The following is an 18,856-nucleotide window of genomic DNA, read 5'->3' as shown; positions in this document are numbered from 1 at the left end:
CACCTCGTACGACGGTCACACCGAACCCAGCATCTCCAGCGCCCTCCGCGCCACCTCCCGCCCGATCGGCAGGGAGGCCGTCGCCGCGGGCGAGGGCGCGTTCAGCACGTGCACCGCCCGCGGGCCCTCCTTGATCAGGAAGTCGTCGACGAGCGTCCCGTCCCGCAGCACGGCCTGCGCCCGCACCCCGGCCGCCGCCCGCACCAGGTCCCCTTCCTCCGCCGCGGGCAGCAGCCGCCGCACGGCCGTCGTGAACGCCCGCTTCGACACCGACCGCAGCAGCTCCCCGCCCCCGTACCGCCAGTGCCGCCGCGCCAGCGCCCACGACCCCGGCCAGGCCAGCGTCCCGGCGACCTCCCGCGGCCGTACGACACCCCACCCGTACCCCTCGCGGGCCAGCGCCGGCACCGCGTTGGGCCCGATGTGCACGCCCCCGTCGATGCCGCGGGTGAGATGCACCCCGAGGAACGGGAACGCCGGATCCGGCACCGGGTACACCAGCCCCCGCACCAGCTCCGGCCGCGCCAGCTCGTAGTACTCCCCCCGGAACGGCACGATCCGCATCTCAGGGTCGTCGCCGGTCAGCCGTGCGACCTCGTCGCAGTACAGCCCGGCGCAGTTCACCAGCACGCGCGCGCGTACGACGTCACCGCGCGAGGTGAGTACGGCCACGCCCCGCTCCGGCCGCCGGTCCACGCGGACGACCTGCGCGCCGTACCGGATCTCCGCCCCCGAGGCGGCGCCGAGCTGCCGGGCGACGCCCACGAAGTCGGCCACCCCGGTCGTCCCGACGTGTATGGCGGCGAGCCCCCGCACCTCGGGCTCGTACTCCCCGATCTGCGTGGAGCCCAGCTCCCGTACCGGTATGCCGTTCTCCCGGCCGCGCTGCACGAGCGCGTGCAGCCGCGGCAGTTCGGCCCGCTCGGTGGCGACGATCAGCTTGCCGGTGACGGCGTGCGCGATGCCGTACTCCGCACAGAACTTGACCATCTCGGCGGCGCCCTTGACGGCGTACCGCGCCTTCAGCGACCCCGGCCGGTAGTAGATCCCGCTGTGGATGACCCCGCTGTTCCGCCCGGTCTGATGCCGGGCGGGCCCGCCCTCCTTCTCCAGCACGGAGACCCGGGTCCCGGGCGCGGCACGGGTGATCGCATACGCCGTGGACAGCCCGACGATCCCACCCCCGACGACGAGCACATCACAGTCGTAAGCAACCCCGGCAGACACCTGCACCACCTTCCACGCTCGATAGTGCACTGCGCCACTGACAGCCACTTCAAACGCCGGGTTCTGCAACGCGCCCCAAAGGGGCGCGGGGAACTGCGCGACCAGCCCCCACGCACCCGCACCCGCCCTACGACACGAACCCGGCAGACGCTTGGGCGCAGGCAACTCTCACGCCGGCGCCATCAGCAACGGCCGTGCCCGCTCCCGAAGCTCCACCACCCTCGGCTCGTCCCCGTACGGCTCCAGCCGATGCAGCAGATCCTTCACGTACTCCGTCGTCCGCGCGGACGATATCCGCCCGGCCACCTCCACGGCCCGCACGCCCTGCTCGCAGGCCGCGTCGAGGTTCCCGGACTCCAGCTCCGCGACAGCCGACACCACCAGCCGCAGCCCGTGCGACCGCACGAACTCCTCCGTCGGCTTCGACAGCGCCTGCTCCGTGAACCGCCGCACCTGCCGGGGCGCCTTGAGATCGCGGTAGCACTCCGCCGCGTCCGCGGCGAACCGGTCGTAGCCGTAGAAACCGAGCCAGGAGGGATCGTTGTCCCCCTCCCGCGCCCGCTCCAGCCACCCCTCCGCGGCCTTGAGCGCGGCCCCCGCGGCCTGTGCGTCATTGGCACGCGCGTGTGCCCGCGCCTCGACCAGCCGGAAGAAGCTCATGGTGCGCGCGGTCGCCAGCCCACGGTTGCGTTCGACGGCGGCCTGCGCGAGATCGACGCCCTCGTCGCCGAACCCGCGGTACGTCGCCTGCAACGACATCGACGCCAGCACATACCCGCCGAGCGGTACGTCCGCCGCCGCGCGGGCGAGCCGCAGCGCCTGGATGTAGTACCGCTGCGCGGCCTCCTGCTGCCCGGTGTCGAAGGCCATCCACCCGGCGAGGCGCGTCAGTTCGGCGCTCGCCCCGAACAGCGCCCGCCCGACTTCGTCGGAGTACGCGCCGAGCAGCAGCGGTGCCGCCTCCACCCGTAAACACTCCGGCACCATCGACGAACGCCAGTCGCCGCCCCCGTACTTGGAGTCCCAGCGCCTCGCGTCCTCGGCGGCCTCGCGCAGTTTCTGCACATCGCTGTGGCCGACTTTGAGCGCCGCGCCGGCCCCGTCGGCGGCGTTCGCCTCGCGCGCGACCGAACTGTCGGCGGGGGTTATCAGCCAGCGCGAGGCGGGCGTTGCGTATGCGCTTACTGCGAAGGATCCGGCCAGCGACTGCCAGATGCCCCCGGAACCGGCCCGCCGGCCGGCCAGGTCGAGACGGTAGAGCTCCGTCGCCGACCGCACCGCCTGTCCGACGTCTCTGGGGAAGGCGAGGCCCACTTCGGGCGCGGGATCCGCGTCCGCCAGGCCGATCTCGTGGAGCGGCACCGGGCGGCCGAGCTTCTGGCCGATCGCGGCGGCGATGAGGTGCGGCGCGGCGCCCTGCGGCACCATGCCCTTCGACACCCAGCGCGCCACCGACGTCTTGTCGTAGCGAAGAGTCAACCCGCGTTGAGCGCCAAGATCGTTGACGCGTCGCGCGAGTCCTGCGTTGCTGATTCCCGCGAGGGCGAGAACGGCGCCGAGTTTTTCGTTCGGCCCGCGTTGCTCCCTGGACATGCGCCACCCCTCGACACAGACGGCTGCCGCGCTGGCATAACCACGCGGCATTCGTAAACCCAGCGTAGTTCGCCGCATCCCAAGCGTTAAGGGGCATTGTTCCGGATGGCGGGATTGTGGTCCGTACGCGAGTGCGGCCCATATACGCACCGTGCACGGCCTGTCGCGGCGTGCCCCCGCCGTGTGGCCGTGCGCCCGCCCGTGCGCTCTTCTCCGGCCACCGGGGGAGCGATTCCATGGTGGTGCGTGGGTCGGCCCGCTGTACTGGATCCAGTGGGCTGGGGGACACCGCCACCTTCATCCCCGCGGGTGGCGGACCGGTCCGGGAGGCGATGCCCGCCTCCCGGACTGTGCGCGTTCGAGCACACGCGCGTGCGATGCGCAAAGCATGTACAGAGCGTGCGCAAGCCCGAGCCGCCTTCGCTGATTTGGCCGAAAATCGACCCCACCTTTCGCGGGCGATCAACGCTCCTACCACGGCAATTGAGGGCGCGAAGGGCGTTCTGGGGGAGCGTTCAGGGGGCGCATTCACGTCGAAGTCGCCTGGTGCCGTACGGCGGTCCGCTCCTGCCGCGGCTCTTCTGCGACTCCCTCACGACTCTTCCACGGCACGCGCGCGCGAGCCGGTCCTGCGGCAACTCCCGGAAATCTTCCAGGGATCAAAGGCGGCCCCACCGTCCCTCCGGAGTGCGTCCTTCATGGCAGCATGGGGTCCGGTTCGTACGGTGCACGGTTGTCCACAGCCTGTGGAGGCGTCGATGCGGTGGTTGGTGGGATGGAGCAGCACCACCTCCGGTGCCGCCACGATCGGCTCCGCCGGCGCCATGGGATACGACGGCGAGACCGTCCACCCGGTCGGCTCCATGCTCCTGTGGGGCGACCCCGACCCGCTCTGGGCGGTCGGCGACTGGCGCCCCGACGAAGTACGCGTCATCAAGGCCGACGCCCAGAACCGCATCGCCGTCCTCGGCACCTGCGGCGCCACCGACGAGGAGCTGCGCCTCGGCCTGTTCACGGCGCGCGGGGGCGCACTCCGGCATCTGACCGCCTGGCCCGGCAGCTACACGGCCGTCGTCCAGGTCGGCCGCCGGGTCACCGTCTGCGGCGACCTCGCGGGCGCCCGCCCGGTCTTCTACAGCCCCTGGGCAGGCGGTACGGCCTACGCCACGGCCGCGCTGCCGCTCGCCGACCTCATCGAGGCCAACCTCGACTACGGCCACCTCGCCGCGCTCCTGGCCGCCCCCGACGTGCCGGCCGCGGTGCACGACTCGACCCCGTACGAGGGCGTGCGGCGCATTCCGCCGGGGCATGCGCTGATCCTGCGCGCGGGGGCGCGTGAGATCGCCGGATACGAGCAGGTGGCCTCGCTCGCCGTCGCGGCACCCTCCGCCGACCCCGACAGTGCGGTGGACGCCGTACGGGACGCACTCGTAGACGCGGTACGCGCGCGGCTGTCGGCGCCCCGGCACGTCCCGGACATCGACCCTGGTCCGGTGCCCGGAATGGGCCCCGCCGAGCGGCGGGCGGCGCGCGGGATGCCGGTCCCCGGCATCGGCGCCGACCTCTCCGGCGGCCCGGCGTCGGGCACGCTCGCGCTGCTCGCGGCCGGCCTTCCCGGCATGCCCGGCACGGTCCTGGGCCACGGCACGGGCGCCGGCGAACGGCTCCTGGCCGTCACCTTCAACGACCTCGCCGTGGGCGGCCGCGAGGCGGAACTCGAACGCGCGGGGACCCTCGCGGCCAACCCCCGTCTGCACCACGTGGTCGTGACCGGCGGCGAGGAGATGCTGCCGTACGCCGACCTGGAGGGCCCGCTCACCGACGAACCCGGGCCCTCGCTGGTGCACGCGGCCCGGCACCGCGCCCGGCTCGCCGCCGGCAGCGCCGACCACTTCACCGGCTACGGCGCCCGCCAGGTCTTGGACGCGCACCCCGCCCGCCTCGCGGACCTCCTCATGGACCGCAAACGCCGCCACCTCGTCCGCCCGGTCGCCGCGCTCGCCAAGGCCGACGGCTCGGTGATGGTCCCCGCGCGCGTGTACAGCGCGGCGCGCCGCCTGGCGCGTACGCCGTACGGCGCGGGCGTCGAGTCGCTCGCCGAGCGCCTGCTGCGGCGCCGCTTCGACGACCCCGGAGGCGCGGTGGGCGCGTCCCTCGCTGCGCTCACCTGGGCGAGACCGGGCCCCGCGGCCCGCTGGCTGACCGGTGAGGCCCTGGCAGAAGTATCGGTTCTGCTCCAGGGGGCGGCGAACCGCTCCGGCGTCGGCCCCGGACAGCGCCCCGGCGACTACCGCGCGCGTGCCGTCCTCGCCCGCCACGCGGCCGACATCCGCGTCCTGGAGCAGGCCGCCGAGATCCGCTCCCAGCGCCTCCACACGCCCTTCCTGGACAACCAGGTGGTCCGCGCCTGCCGCGCCCTCCCCGAAGCGCTACGGGTCCAGCCGGGCGCCCGCGCGGCCATCCTCCGTACGGTCCTGGAGGGCGCCGGCGTCACGGACCTGCCGCCCGGCTGGGGCGCCCCCTCCCACGCCTCCTCGGCGGCCGCGACCCGCACGGGGCTGCGCGTGGCGGCCGACGATCTGATCTCCCTCTTCTCGACGCCGCTGCTGGCGCAGGCGGGCCTGGTGGAGGCGAGGGTGGTCCGCAAGGCGCTCCGCGCGGCGGCCGCGGGCGAGCCCCTGCCGCTGGACGGCCTGGCCGACCTGGTCTCCCTGGAGCTGTGGCTGCGCCGACTGCTGTCCCGCCGGGGCACATGCTGGACCGGAACACCGGCACGCGCGCGTGCGGTCCCCGCGGGGATCAGGCCGATGCGGGGGGCACTGGCTTCGGGGGCGTGACCCGGGGGGACTGGCTTCGGGGGCGTGCCCCCGGGAGGGTGTGACCCGCCGGGAGAGCGAGAGGGCGAGGGTGTGACCAGGCGGGCGTGTGACCCGCGGGCGGTGGGACCCGCCGGGGGTGGGGCCGGGCGGGGGTGTGACTCGCGGGCGGTGGGACCCACCGGGGGTGGGGCCGACGAAGACTCGGTTGCGGCAGTCCGCCGGACCGCGAGTGGGTTGTGCAGAACCGTCGTCGCGCCGCCGGCCGAATGCCGAGCGCGTCGCCCTGCGGGTGGGTGCCGTCCGGTGGTGCCGGGGCTCCTCGGGGACGCACTTCGCCGGTGCCGGGCCGGTGCCGGTGCCGAGCCCCTCCGTCCTGGCAGGATGGCGCCATGGAACGTGTGCTTGGAATCGGCGGGTACTTCATGAGGGCCGCCGATCCGGCGGCCCTGGGCGCGTGGTACCGCGACTGCCTGGGACTCGACGCCGACGACAACGGCCTGTGGCGGCAGAAGGACGGGCCGACGGTGTTCGCGACCTTCGAGTCCGGCACCGACTACTTCGGGTCCCGGGCCCAGCAGGCCATGCTCAACTTCAGGGTCCGCGACCTGGACGCGATGCTCGCGCAGTTGCGTGCCAAGGGAGCGGACGTGGCCGAGGAGACGCAGGACATGGAGGGCGTCGGCCGGTTCGGCTGGGTCACCGATCCCGAGGGCAACCGGATCGAACTGTGGCAGCCCGCCTGACGGCACCGGAACAACCCCGGCGTCGGAACAGCACCGGCACCGAAACGCCCGTGCCCCGTCCCCCGCTCCCCGGCGACAATGACCCGGTGCGGTACCGAATCCTGGGCGTGGCCCAAGCCATCGACGACCAGGGCGCCCCCATACCCGTCGGCGGCCCCCGCCTCCGCGCCCTGCTCACCGCCCTCGCCCTGCACCCCACCCGCACCCTCACCCCCGACACCCTCATCGCGGAGATCTGGGCGACGGACGACCCGCCCCAGGACGCCCCGGCCGCCCTCCAGGCGCTCGTCGGCCGCCTCCGCCGCATCCTCGGCAGGGACACCATCGCGTCCGGCCCGGGCGGCTACCGCCTGAAGGCCACCGAGGACGACATCGACCTGTACGTCTTCGAACGGCTGGTCCGCGAAGGGGCGACCGCGCTCGCCGCCGCCGACCCGGCGAGGGCCCACGACGTCCTCACCGACGCCCTCGCCCTGTGGCACGGCCCCGCCCTCGCCGACCTCCCCGACCGCACCGCGGCCGCCGTCCGCCCGGACGCGCTCCGGCTGGAAGCCACCCGCGCCCGCGCCGAGGCCGCCCTCCACCTGGGCCGCGCCTTCGACGTCGTACCGGAGCTGACCGAGCTGACCGCGGCGCACCCGTACGACGAACCACTGCACGCCCTCCTCATCCGCGCCCTGCGCGACACCGGCCGCCCGGCGGACGCCCTCGCCGCGTACGAGACCGCCCGCCGCACGCTCGCCGAAGGCCTCGGCACCGATCCGGGCCCGGAACTCCAGGCCCTGCACACGGCGTTGCTCCAGCGGGAGCCCGCACCGCCGCCGTCCTCGCTCGGCGCACCCCCGCCCCGGACCGGCAACCTCCGTCCGCGGCTTACCTCTTTCGTGGGCCGGGAACCCGAGCTCGAAGCCGTTCGTTCCGAATTGCACAGGGCCCGCCTCGTCACCCTCACCGGACCGGGCGGCTCCGGAAAGACCCGTCTCGCCGAGGAGGCCGCCGCCGGACTCCCGCAGGCGTGGCTCGTCGAGCTCGCCCCGCTCGACCGGCCGGAGGCGGTGCCAGGCGCGGTGGTCAGCGCGCTCGGTCTGCGCGAGACCGTGCTCAGGACCAACGAGCTGGCGACCCCGCAGGCCGACCCCACGGCCCTGCTCGTCGAGCACTGCGCCGGGCGCAGCCAGCTCCTGATCCTTGACAACTGCGAACATGTCATCGAAGCGGCGGCCGCCCTCGCCGAAACCCTGCTCACCCGCTGCCCCGGACTCACGATCCTCGCCACCAGCCGTGAACCCCTGGGCGTCCCCGGCGAGTCGGTGCGCCCGGTCGAACCCCTCGTCCCCGAACAGGCGCACCAGCTCTTCGAGGAGCGTGCCGCCGCCGTCCGCCCCGGCGCCGGTGCCGCCCTCGGCGACCGGGCGGCGGTCGACGAGATCTGCCGCCGGCTGGACGGACTGCCCCTCGCGATCGAGCTCGCGGCGGCCCGGCTGCGGCTGCTGACCCCCCGGCAGATAGCCGACCGGCTCGACGACCGCTTCCGCCTGCTCACCTCCGGCAGCCGCACGGTCCTGCCCCGCCAGCAGACCCTGCGCGCGGTCGTCGACTGGTCCTGGGACCTGCTCGACGAGCGGGAGCGGACGGTCCTGCGCGAGGTGTCCGTCTTCGCCGGCGGCTGGGACCTCGCGGCGGCGGAGGCCGTGTGCACCGGCCACGCCGCCGACCTCATCGGCGCGCTCGTCGACAAGTCCCTGATCGTCGCCACCCCGGACGGCCCGGACGGCACCGGCGATATGCGCTACCGCATGCTGGAGACCATCCACGAGTACGCCGTGGAGCGGGCCGCGGAGGCCCCGGGTCCGCGCGCGGCGGCCGAGCGGCGGCACCGCGCCTGGGTGCGCGCGCTGGTGACGGAGGCAGAGCCGAAGCTGCGCTCCCATGAGCAACTCCCGTGGATCCGCCGCCTGGAGTCCGACCTCGACAACATCCGCGCCGCCCTGGACCGCGCGGTGTGCGCGGGCGACGAGGCGGAGGCGGGCGCGATCGTCCTCGCCGTCGGCTGGTTCTGGTGGCTGCGCAACTACCGCCAGGAGGCCATCGCCTGGGTGCGCGCGGTGCTGCGGCTGGGTATCGCCCGGGACACCCTGCCCGAGGGCTCCGGCCCGGACGAACTGCGCGCGCTCGTCGACACGGCCGATCCCGTGGGCGCGTTGCTGGCCGCTCCGGACGCCGAGGCCGGGCATCCGCTGCGCGAGCTGCGCATGGACCTCAGGATGCTCGACCTGTTCCTGACGGCCGAGTCGGGCTCCGCGGACCCGCTGACGGAACAGCGGTCCCCGGAGTACATCGCGCGCGTGCGGGCCGCTTTCGAGGGCGGAGGTCCCCGGGCCGCCCGGCTGCCGGGCATCGTCTGGCCGCTGACCGCCTGGGCACTGGGCAGCCCGGCGGACGTCGGCCCCGACCTGTCCTCCGTCGTCGCCAACTGCCGGGTGCACGGCGGCGACTGGGAGATCGGCGTCACCCTGATGTACCGCACCCATGTCCTGGTCGACACGACCGGCAACCTGCGGGGCGTCGACGAGGACCTGGCCGAGCTGCGCGTGCTCAGCCGACGGGTCGGGGACCGCTGGATGCGGGCGCAGGTGTGCAGCGCGGCCGGTGAGGCGGACATGGCGCGCGGCCGGTTCGCGGCGGCGCGCGGCGAGTACGAGGAGGCGCTGCGGCTCGCCCACGAGGTGGGCGCGTACGCGGAGACGCCGTTCCTGATCGCGCGGCTCGCCGAGATCGCGTTCCGCTCCGGCGACCGGGCGGGCGCCCACGCCACCCTGGACCGGGCGGACGAGGCCGCCGACCGGTACGGGGTGACGGAGGCCAATGGGTTCGTGGCGCTGCTGCGGGCCCATATCGCCCAGACCGACGGGGACCTGGCCCGTGCGGGCGAACTCCTGGTGGCCGCCCGGGCGGCCGTCGCCGCGGGGACTCCGCCGCCCCAGTTCACGGCGTCCCTGCGCGCCCTGGAGGCCCTTGTCGCGGCCGGACGGTCCAGCCCCGGGCACGGGCTGCCGATCCTCGCCGAGGCGCTGCGCGAGGCCGTGGAGCACCGCTGCGCCGAGGCGATCACCGCGGCGCTGGTGGACATCGGCGCCGATCTGCTGGCCCGGCTCGGCGATCTGGCGGGCGCGGTACGACTGGGCGCCACCGCCGACCGCCGGCGGGACGGGGGCGTGCGCCCCGAGCCGGAGCGCACCCGCGCCGAGGAGATCGACGCGGCCGCCCGCGCGGTGCTCACCCCGGAGCGCTACGCGGCCGAGCGCTCGCGCGGTGCGTCCCTCACCGACGAGGACGTCCTGAGCGAACTGGGCAGGACGCCGGCCGCCACCGGTACCGCTACCGGCAGGTGAACTTCGAGTCGGCCCAGTCGGCGAGCGCCACCGTGTCGATGTCGGTCACCGGTTCGACGGCCAGGCGTACGGTCCGGTGCCCGGCGAGGTCCACATGGACGGGTACGGCGGCCTGTCCGCCCTCGACGGCGCCGGACCGCCACAGCTGTGCCCCGTCCGCGTAGACGGCGAAGACGACCTTGCCCAGCCCGAGCGTCATGTCGTCGACGCCGGCCATCGCGTCGTAGGCGGTGCACTCGCGGTTGAGGTCGATGGTGACGGAGGACCGGCCGTGCACGGTGACGCCGTTCGCGTAGTCCTCGCCGGCGACCGTCACGCCGTACCGCTGCCAGACCCAGCTGCTCTCGCCGAGCCGCATCGCGGGCCGGGTGCCGTCGCCGGTGATGTCGTAGCCCAGCGCGTTCCACTGGTAGACGACCGGGGCGGGCGGCGGAGTGGGCGTCGGGGTGGGGGTGGGGGTCGGCTTCGGGCTCGGCGTGGGCGTCGCAGTGGGGCTGGGCTTCGGCGTGGGGCTCGGGGTGGGCGTCGGCTTCGGCGTCGGGGTGGGGGTGGGCGTCGGGGCCCGCTCGGGGGCGAGGACGACCGGCTCTGGCGCCGGTTTCCTCTTCGACGGGGTGGGGGTGGGCGTCTCGGGCTGGACGACCGGTGCGGAGGGGGCGGGCTCGGCGACCTTCTTGGCCGGGTGGCTGTCGTTCGCCAGGGCGAGGGCCACCGCGGCGGCCGCCACCGCGACCACCCCGGCGGCGATACCGGCCTTCACCGGCGCCCCCAGCCCCTCCGAGGCCGCCGCACCGCCACCGGCGCCGCCCGCGCCGCCGGACGAGCCGCTCGCCGCGGCGGCCGCGCCCGCGGCCCCCGCTCCGGCGCCACCGGCGATGATCCCGAGCGCCTTGGCGTACCCGGCGGCACCGAACCAGCCGATGACCGCGACCGGCACGACGGCCGGGATACCCGCGGCGACCTCCTCGATCTGGGCGGCGGCCAGCCGGCACCTGGCGCACTCCTCCAGGTGCTTGCGCAGCCCCCGCTCCGCCCGGATGCGCAGCTTGCGGCGGGCGTAGCCGCCGAGCTGGTCGGCGTAGCGGGCGCACTCCTCGTCGTCGACGAGGGAGGCGCTCACATGGGCCTGGAGATAGGCCTGCTTCAGCCCCTCGCGGGCCCGGCTGGCGAGGACCCGCGTGCCGTTGGCGTCGAGCCCGAAGAGGGTGGCCACCTCGCTCGGCGACTCGTCCTCGACCTCCGTGTGCCACAGCACGGCCTGCCAGCGCTCGGGCAGCGAACGGAACGCCTGCATGGCCATCGACTGCTCGGCCTCGTGCATCGCGTGCACATCGGCGCCGAGGTCCAGTGTGTCGTCGTCGGACACCTCGGAGCCGCGCGCGGCCCGCGCCGCGAACACCGCGAAGTCGTCGACCAGTTGTTCACGCCGGGCCGACTTGGTCCACTGCGCCGCGACCCGGCGCACGGAGGTGAGCAGATAGGCGCGCACGGCGTACTCGGGCCCGGCCCCGCCGCGCACCGCCTGCAGCATCCGGGCGAACACCTCGGCGGTCAGGTCGTCGGCGGTGTGCCCGTCCCGGCAGCAGGACCGCGCGTACCGCCGCACGGCGTCCGCGTGCCGCCGGTACAGCTCCTCGTACGCCGAGTCGTCGCCGCCCCGCATCCGCTCGATCAACTGGCTGTCGGCGGGCGCGAGCGCCCGGGGCGGCGGCAGCACACTTCCGTCGCGCTGTGCCGGAACGTTCCCCTCCGCGGCTGCGCCGACGGGCGGCACATCGGCCCGCCCGCCCTGACTGGGCACCTGCGGCGAGGCCGTCTCCTCACCGGCGGACTCGTCCCACCCGTCAACGCTCATCGCGGAACGCCCCCGATGCCTGCCCGAACCGACCGAATCACCGGGTCAGACTGCCACACCGGCTTTTGTCCAGACCCCCGAGGGACAGACCAACCACTCGTCCGAGCGCACCTGTCAACACACCGCACTGGAACGCCCCGCAAGGGGCGCGGGGCGGTAGCCGACATGCGGCTACCGCCGCGTGGGCGCGACCAGCCACGGCCCACCCGCACCCGCTCACGGCCGTCGCAACCCGCTCACGGCCGTCGCGCAAGCACGGTGCAGCGTCAGGGCCGCGACCGCAGCCCCTCCAGCAGGATGTCCAGCAACCGGGCCGAAGCGGCCGCCTGCTGCGCCGCGTCCGGCAGGGACGGCGCCGCCGTCGCGATCACCAGCAGCACGTCGGAGACGGAGACGTCCGGCCGCAACTCGCCCGCCGCCCGCGCCCGGTCCACCAGCCGCCCCACGACCTCGAGCAGCGCGGCCGCACCCGCGTCGTCGTCGGCGCCCACCGCCGGCTCCTCCGACACCAGCCGCAGATCCGCGGTGCCCGGCTGGGTCCGCTGCTGCGGCACCCGAGCCTCCTCGGCCCCGGCGTCACCGCCGACCTCCTCCGGCGCGCCGACGCGGAGCACCTGCGGCGGCAGCAACCGCCCGGCCCCCGACGCCACCGACGTCCGCAGGAAGCGCGACAGCGCCGACCACGGCTCGTCCTCCTGTCCGAGCGCGGCCCGTGCCTGGTCGGTCAGCCGGGAGGTCTCCTCCTCGGCTATCCGCCGCACCAGCACGTCCTTGCTCGGGAAGCGCCGGTACACCGTGCCGACCCCGACCCGCGCCCGCCGCGCCACGTCCTCCATCGGCGCGCCGTAGCCCAGCTCGCCGAAGACCTCGCGCGCCGCGCGCAGCACATGCTCCAGATTGCGCTGTGCGTCCACCCGCAGCGGTGTCGTACGCGGCCCGTCACCGCGTCCGTTGCCCGCCGCCGAGCTCACGGTTCCGCCGCCGGATCCGAGGGCGGAAGCCGTTGACCAATGTGTGTCCTGAATATGCATCTGTGTTCCCCCGGTTAATGACGTCTCCCCCCGGAGACTCTCCCCGCCACTGATAGCCGGAGCGAGTGGAACCGCCGCCGATCCACAATCGATCCACGAACGACGCACGACCAATCCACGACCGACGCACGACGATCGACGACCGATTCGGCGACCGACCCACGACCGGTCACTGACCGATCCATGGGCCGTCGGCCGGGCGGACCGCCCATAGCGGGCCGTTCGACCACATCCCCTACACCCCGTCGACACACGAACATAGTTGAGAGGCTGTCAATTCAGAAGGGGGACGTTCCGCACGGAGCGCCCCCCGATCGGAGTACGGGTCGTGTACGTCCCGATTCGGTACCTTCGCGCCCCTGTGTCCGCCCCCGCTGACCTGGCCCCTTTTCTCCGGCCCCGGCCGTGCGCCCGGCGCTCCGTACAGCCGCCCGCCGGTCACACAAATTGCCGGGGCTGTGGACAAACAACAGTCACGGGTGCGTCATGGGATGGTGAAGGAACGTGCGCGCATTCTCGTTGTCGGCGGCGGCTACGTCGGGATGTACACGGCCCTGCGGCTGCAGCGGAAGCTGAAGGGGGAGCTCAGGCGAGGTGAGGTCGACATCACTGTCGTCACCCCCGATGCCTATATGACGTACCAGCCGTTCCTTCCCGAGGCGGCCGCGGGTTCGATTTCCCCTCGTCATGTCGTCGTACCCCTGCGGCGCGTCCTGGACCAGTGCCATGTCGTCATCGGCGAGGTGACCTCCGTGGAACACGCCAAGCGCACCGCCGCCGTCGCCACGCTCGCCACCGCCGAGGAGCGAAAAGGCGCCACTTTCGTGGAGTACGACGAACTGGTCCTCGCCCCCGGCTCGATCGTCCGCACGCTGCCCATCCCCGGTCTCGCCGAGCACGGCATCGGCTTCAAGACCGTCGAGGAGGCCATCGGCCTGCGCAACCACGTCATCGAGCAGCTGGACATCGCCTCCTCCACCCGCGACCCCGCGATCCGCGACGCGGCCCTCACCTTCGTCTTCGTCGGCGGCGGCTACGCGGGCGTGGAAGCCCTGGGCGAACTGGAGGACATGGCCCGCTACGCCACGCGGTACTACCACAACGTCCAGCCCGAGGACATGAAGTGGATCCTCGTCGAGGCCACCGACCGGATCCTCCCCGAGGTCGGCCCCGAGCTGGGCCGCTACACCGTCACCGAACTGCGCCGCCGCAACATCCAGGTGCTGCTCGACACCCGCCTGGAATCCTGCGTCGACCGCATCGCCGTCCTCAGCGACGGCCAGCGCTTCCCGACCCGCACCCTCGTGTGGACGGCCGGCGTCAGACCGCACCCCGTGCTCGCCGCCAGCGACCTTCCGCTCACCCCGCGCGGGCGGCTGAAATGCACCGCCGAACTGACCGTCGACGGTGTCGACCACGCCTGGGCCGCGGGCGACGCCGCCGCCGTCCCCGACGTCACCGCCGCCGAACCCGGCACCGACACCGCCCCCAACGCCCAGCACGCGGTCCGCCAGGCCAGGGTCCTCGGCGACAACATCGTCCACACCCTGCGCAGCGAACCCCTGGAGACGTACGCCCACACATACGCCGGCTCGGTCGCGTCCCTCGGCTTCCACCAGGGCGTCGCCCAGATCTACGGCCGCAGGCTGAAGGGCTACCCTGCCTGGTTCATGCACCGCGTCTACCACCTCAGCAGGGTGCCCACCTTCAACCGCAAGGCTCGTGTGCTCGCCGAATGGACCCTCTCCGGGCTCTTCAAACGGGAGATCGTCTCGCTCGGATCACTCGAACATCCCCGAGCGGAGTTCGAACTCGCGGCCGGTGGAAAGCCTCCCCACAGTCCCTCGGACGACTCGAACGGGTCGTCCTGACGGAACTCAGGAACTCCACGGCCCGCCCCGGCGTCTCACGGATGTCGCCGCCGACGGCCACCCTGCCAGACTGCCCCCGACCGAGCACAAGGCTTCCCCCTTCTCCCCAGAACTGCACCGGGGGACACCCCCCGGACCCCCGGCCGCTCCCGTAGCCGGCCGGAGACGACGACACGAGGCAAGGATTCGTGAACTTCACGCGCTGGAGCGCCCGGCTCCCCGGAACGCAGCGCCGCGCCGCAGCGCGGACCGAGCACGCGGTCCCTCCGGACCGACGGGGAGAAGGCTCCGTGCCCGCTGCCCGCGCCGAACAACTGACCGACGACCCACCCTGCGTTCCCGCCGTCGACGAACTGCCCGCCCGCGACGTCCTCGACCACGTCCCGGCCTTGGTCGCCCTCGTCCACGGCCCCGACCACCGCATCGCGTACGTCAACGACGCCTATACGACGGCCTTCGGTGTACGTCTCCCGGGCGACCCCGCCCGCGAGGCCCTGCCCGAACTCGCCGAACTCGGTCTCCTCCCGCTCCTCGACCAGGTCCTGCGCAGCGGCAAGCCCCGCACGCTCAAGTCCCGCAAGGCGCTCGACGGCCGCACCTACACGTTCACCTGCACCCCGGTCGCCGAGAACGGCGACCGCGACGGCGGCGTCCTGCTCTTCGCCACCGATGTCACCGACCACGCGGAAGCCGCGGAACGGCTGCGCGCCAGCGAACGCCGCCAGCGCGAGACGGCGGTGACCCTGCAGCGCAGCCTCCTCCCGCAGGAGCTGGAACAGCCGGACGACCTCCGTATCGCCGCGACCTACCAGCCCGGCGGCACCGAGGCCGCGGTCGGCGGCGACTGGTACGACGTCATCACCCTGGGCGGCGGCCGTACGGCCCTGGTCATCGGCGACGTGATGGGCAGGGGCGTCCGTGCGGCGGCCGTCATGGGCCAGCTCCGTACGGCGGTCCGCGCCTACGCCCGCCTGGACCTCCCCCCGCACGAGGTCCTCCAGCTCCTCGACGGCCTCGCCACCGAGATCGACCCCAACCAGATCGCCACCTGCGTGTACGCCGTCCACGACCCGAACGAGGGCCGGCTGGTGTACGCCTCCGCCGGCCACCTCCCGATCCTGGTCCGCGACGAGAACGGCACGGTGCTCCGCGCGGACGAACCGACGGGCCCGCCGCTCGGCACCGGCGGCTGGATCCACGCGTCCGGCTCCGTACCGCTCGGCCCCGGCTCGACGGCCGTCCTCTACACGGACGGCCTGGTCGAACGCCGTAACGAGGACCTGGACGAGGGCATCGCCTCCCTGGAGCGCGCGCTGGCCGGAGCCACCGGCACGCCCCAGGTCGTCTGCGACCGCCTGGTCCGCTCGGCCGGTGTCACCGCCGACCACGACGACGACGTCGCCGTCCTGGTCCTCCAGCACCCGGCCCGCACGGGCCCGGACAGCGACCTGTTCCGCAACGCCGCGCTGGAGCTTCTGGGCGGCATCGAGGCGGCGCCACGCGCACGTGCGTTCGCCTCCGGCGTGCTGACCAGTTGGCGCTTCCCGGTCGATCTCCATGACCTGGGTGTCCTCGCCACGAGCGAGCTGGTCGCCAACTCCCTCCAGCACGGCACCCCACCCATGCGACTGCGGCTCCGCCGCACCGACCGCCGCCTGATCGTCGAGGTGACGGACGGCGACGACCACCTGCCGCGCCGGAGGCGCGCGGAGCCGGGGGACGAGTCGGGGAGGGGGATCGCGATCGTGGCGACGATCGCTTCGGGGTGGGGGTCGCGGCGGACGCCCGGGGGCGGGAAGGCGGTGTGGTGCGAGTTCGTGCTGCCGAAGGGGTAGGCCCAAGGGGTAGGCGGTGCGGCCGGTGCGCGGCCGCGGGTGGGTGGGGGCTGGTCGCGCAGTTCCCCGCGCCCCTGACGGGGCACGTCCTAGCGCCGGTAAGCGCCCCCCGCCCCAGCCCCACTACGCGGACACGGACTCCGCGGTCGCACCGCCCCGTGCGACCACCCTGCTCCTCGCAGCGAGCCAAGGCCGGTCCTGTACCTCCGTCAGGCTCCGTCCCAGCCGCACCGCCAGCACACTGATCCCCAGCGAGAACAGCAGGAACGTCACGATGTACGGCGCCGGCAGCGAGGCTGCCAGCGGGCCTCCGACCGCCGGCCCCACCGCCAGCGCCAGCTGCTTCACCAGGGCGAACGCCGAGTTGTACTGTCCGGCCAGCCCCGTCGGCGCGAGGTCGGCCACCAGCGGAGCGACCGTCGGCGACAGCATCGCCTCACCCAGTCCGAACAGGGCGTACGTCGACACGAACGCGGCCGTCGCCATCTCCCTGCTGCCGTGCCCCAGCCCGGCGTACCCCGCCACGACCCACGCCACGGCCCAGATCAGCCCGACCCCCGCGATCACCCGGGACCGCCGGCGCCGCTCGACGAACTTCAGCACCGCGAACTGGGCGACCACGATCATCAGCGTGTTCGCGGCCAGCGCCGTGCCGAGCGCGGACGTCGATATCCCGGCCGCCTCGACTCCGTACGCGCTCAGCCCGGACTCGAACTGTCCGTAGCAGGCGAAGAACAGCACGAAGCCCAGCACGGACAGCTGCACCATCGCCCGGTTCCCGAGCAACTGCTTCCAGGCGCCCTTCGCGGAAGAGTCCGGCGCGTCCGTGATCCGCGGTGCGTGCGGTATCCGCACCGTCGCCATCACCACGGCCAGCAGCAGGAACATCGCCGCCTCGATCGAGAAGAGGAGCGTGAAGGAGGAGACCCGGGTCGTGTCGACGAGGTGGCCGCCTATGAGGCCACCGACACCCAGCCCCAGGTTCTGCAGGAAGAACTGCGTCGCGAAGGCCCGCGACCGCGTCTCCGCCGACGAGCAGTCCACGATCATCGTCGCCAGCGCCGGCTGCATCACGGCCTGCCCGGCCCCGAGCAGCGCGGCCGCGGCCAGTACGGTCGCCGCACTTCCCGCCAGGCCCAGGCTCAGTGCACCGATCGCGGCCAGGACCAGGGTGGCGAGCAGGACCGGAAGCGGGCCGCGCCGCACGATCGCCCGGCCGGCGAACGGCAGCACGATCAGCGCGGCCACGGCGAAGACGGCGAGCACGAGACCCGCCGTCATGGCACCGAGCCCTCGCACCTGCGCCACATAGACGTACAGGTAGGGGACGGTGAAGCCGAGCCCGAACGCGCTGAGTGCGTTGCCCACGTGGATCCGGCGCATCGCTGCGCCCATCGCCCTGGTCACGTTCACCTCTCTCAGGTAGTCAAGTCAGGGACTACTGAAGTCTCAAGACTTAGAAGCTAAAGTTCGAAGCTAAAGAGTACATCGTGAAGGACTTCGACGCCAAGCCCGTTCGTGCGATACTTCGGCCATGGCCGACACCCCCGGCGCCGGCGAGCCGACACTCGACGAACAGATCGCCGCCTACCAGCGCGAGTTCCAGGACCTCGACCCCCAGGTCGAGAAGGTCGTCTCGGCGCTGTCCCGGCTCAACCGCCGGATGAACGTCGCCTACGGCCGTCAGACCTCCGCCCTCGGCATCAGCAGCGCCGAGTGGGAGGTCCTCAAGGCACTCGTCCTCTCCGGCGCTCCCTACCGCCTGGGGCCCAGCGACCTGGCCAAGCGCCTCGGTCTCACCCCGGCGGCGATGACCCACCGCATCGACCGGATGGTCGCCGAGGGTCTGGTCACCCGGGAGCGGGACGAGAACAACCGCGTCCGGGTGATCGTCGAGCTGACGACTGAAGGCCGCGAGAAGTGGCTGGAGGCGATGCGACTCGCCTCCGTCTTCGAGGAGGACCTGCTCCAGGACCTCTCTCCGGCGGAGCGCGCCGTGCTCGGCGAGGTCCTCACCCGGCTGCTGCGCCGTGTGGAACACGCCCAGCCCGACGCCGGCGGCCGGCTCACCGACCTGGACTAAAAGATCTTGACAAGGGGTGCTTGACACGCCCTCGGTCGATCCGTAATGTTCTCCGGGTTGCCGCAGAGCCGGAACGGTTCTTCGACAACACTCCGCCGCCTAGAGCGGCACTCCAAACCTCAGTACGATCTCCCGACCGGGTTGATTTCGGCGTGCCCGAATTCAATTCGAATAGGGACCGGCGGCCCCGATTGGGAATCGCCGAGCGGATCCGCTAAGGTTTGGGACGTCGGAACGGCCCAACAGCCGGGAAGACAACCCCCGCTGACTGGGAATCAGACGCCGAAAGGATCTGATAGAGTCGGAACCGCCGGAAAGGGAAACGCGAGAGCGGGAACCTGGAAAGCACCGAGGAAATCGGATCGGAAAAAGATCTGATAGAGTCGGAAACGCAAGAACGAAGGGAA

At 73.2% G+C, this 18,856-nt stretch carries 11 protein-coding genes; 6 read left to right on the top strand and 5 right to left on the bottom strand.

Going from position 1 to position 18,856, the window contains the following annotated elements; translation table 11 throughout:
• Nucleotides 1–15: 15 nt before the first annotated feature.
• Both lhgO and AB0D85_RS50620 read right to left on the bottom strand, forming a co-directional pair.
• On the bottom strand, nt 16–1,236 hold the full coding sequence (gene lhgO, locus AB0D85_RS50625; protein WP_362337930.1) for an L-2-hydroxyglutarate oxidase: 1,221 nt from the start codon (nt 1,234–1,236) through the stop codon (nt 16–18).
• Nucleotides 1,237–1,395: 159 nt separating this feature from the next.
• Nucleotides 1,396–2,820, bottom strand: a complete 1,425-nt coding sequence (locus AB0D85_RS50620) for an MFS transporter (protein ID WP_362337927.1) — start codon at nt 2,818–2,820, stop codon at nt 1,396–1,398.
• Nucleotides 2,821–3,578: 758 nt separating this feature from the next.
• On the opposite strand from AB0D85_RS50620, the gene AB0D85_RS50615 reads away from it, so the two are divergent.
• The 3 genes from AB0D85_RS50615 to AB0D85_RS50605 all read left to right on the top strand — a co-directional run bounded on the left by AB0D85_RS50615 (nt 3,579) and on the right by AB0D85_RS50605 (nt 9,774).
• Entirely contained in the window at nt 3,579–5,657 is a 2,079-nt protein-coding gene (locus AB0D85_RS50615; protein WP_362337924.1) for an asparagine synthase-related protein, read from the top strand.
• 371 nt (nt 5,658–6,028) lie between these two features.
• Nucleotides 6,029–6,382 (top strand): VOC family protein, encoded by a 354-nt coding sequence (locus AB0D85_RS50610; RefSeq protein WP_362337921.1) that lies wholly within the window; start codon nt 6,029–6,031, stop codon nt 6,380–6,382.
• 86 nt (nt 6,383–6,468) lie between these two features.
• Nucleotides 6,469–9,774 carry a BTAD domain-containing putative transcriptional regulator gene (locus AB0D85_RS50605; protein WP_362337918.1) on the top strand — a complete coding sequence of 1,102 codons (3,306 nt, stop codon included), beginning with the start codon at nt 6,469–6,471 and terminating at the stop codon, nt 9,772–9,774.
• On the opposite strand, the gene AB0D85_RS50600 is transcribed toward AB0D85_RS50605, so the two are convergent.
• Nucleotides 9,761–11,629, bottom strand: coding sequence for a sigma-70 family RNA polymerase sigma factor (locus AB0D85_RS50600; RefSeq protein ID WP_362337915.1), 1,869 nt, complete (start codon nt 11,627–11,629; stop codon nt 9,761–9,763). The two genes, AB0D85_RS50605 and AB0D85_RS50600, sit on opposite strands and share 14 nt — an antisense overlap.
• A 266-nt stretch (nt 11,630–11,895) precedes the next feature.
• Nucleotides 11,896–12,660, bottom strand: coding sequence for a helix-turn-helix domain-containing protein (locus tag AB0D85_RS50595; RefSeq protein WP_362337912.1), 765 nt, complete (start codon nt 12,658–12,660; stop codon nt 11,896–11,898).
• A gap of 491 nt (nt 12,661–13,151) precedes the next feature.
• On the opposite strand from AB0D85_RS50595, the gene AB0D85_RS50590 reads away from it, so the two are divergent.
• Nucleotides 13,152–14,531, top strand: a complete 1,380-nt coding sequence (locus tag AB0D85_RS50590) for an NAD(P)/FAD-dependent oxidoreductase (RefSeq protein ID WP_362337909.1) — start codon at nt 13,152–13,154, stop codon at nt 14,529–14,531.
• Between the two features lie 188 nt (nt 14,532–14,719).
• Nucleotides 14,720–16,366, top strand: coding sequence for a SpoIIE family protein phosphatase (locus AB0D85_RS50585; RefSeq protein ID WP_362337906.1), 1,647 nt, complete (start codon nt 14,720–14,722; stop codon nt 16,364–16,366).
• 123 nt (nt 16,367–16,489) lie between these two features.
• On the opposite strand, the gene AB0D85_RS50580 is transcribed toward AB0D85_RS50585, so the two are convergent.
• Nucleotides 16,490–17,761: an MFS transporter gene (locus tag AB0D85_RS50580; protein ID WP_362337966.1), complete on the bottom strand. Its 1,272-nt coding sequence runs from the start codon at nt 17,759–17,761 to the stop codon at nt 16,490–16,492.
• Between the two features lie 139 nt (nt 17,762–17,900).
• Here AB0D85_RS50580 and AB0D85_RS50575 point away from each other — a divergent pair, with 139 nt between their 5' ends.
• On the top strand, nt 17,901–18,449 hold the full coding sequence (locus AB0D85_RS50575) for a MarR family transcriptional regulator (protein WP_362337903.1): 549 nt from the start codon (nt 17,901–17,903) through the stop codon (nt 18,447–18,449).
• The last annotated feature ends 407 nt before the right edge of the window (nt 18,450–18,856 follow it).

The sequence above is a fragment of the Streptomyces sp. NPDC048277 genome, from assembly GCF_040652235.1.
GTDB lineage: Bacteria > Actinomycetota > Actinomycetes > Streptomycetales > Streptomycetaceae > Streptomyces.
Note: the sequence above shows the minus strand (reverse complement) of the source record. Positions and strands in the feature narration are given on the sequence as shown.

Excerpts from the sequence above, each read along its gene's own strand:
- AB0D85_RS50575 (WP_362337903.1), top strand. The coding sequence starts at position 17,901 with ATGGCCGACACCCCCGGCGCCGGCGAGCCGACACTCGACGAACAGATC.
- AB0D85_RS50595 (WP_362337912.1), bottom strand. The coding sequence starts at position 12,660 with ATGCATATTCAGGACACACATTGGTCAACGGCTTCCGCCCTCGGATCC.
- AB0D85_RS50610 (WP_362337921.1), top strand. The coding sequence starts at position 6,029 with ATGGAACGTGTGCTTGGAATCGGCGGGTACTTCATGAGGGCCGCCGAT.
- AB0D85_RS50590 (WP_362337909.1), top strand. The coding sequence starts at position 13,152 with ATGGTGAAGGAACGTGCGCGCATTCTCGTTGTCGGCGGCGGCTACGTC.
- AB0D85_RS50615 (WP_362337924.1), top strand. The coding sequence starts at position 3,579 with ATGCGGTGGTTGGTGGGATGGAGCAGCACCACCTCCGGTGCCGCCACG.
- AB0D85_RS50580 (WP_362337966.1), bottom strand. The coding sequence starts at position 17,761 with ATGGGCGCAGCGATGCGCCGGATCCACGTGGGCAACGCACTCAGCGCG.
- AB0D85_RS50620 (WP_362337927.1), bottom strand. The coding sequence starts at position 2,820 with ATGTCCAGGGAGCAACGCGGGCCGAACGAAAAACTCGGCGCCGTTCTC.
- AB0D85_RS50600 (WP_362337915.1), bottom strand. The coding sequence starts at position 11,629 with ATGAGCGTTGACGGGTGGGACGAGTCCGCCGGTGAGGAGACGGCCTCG.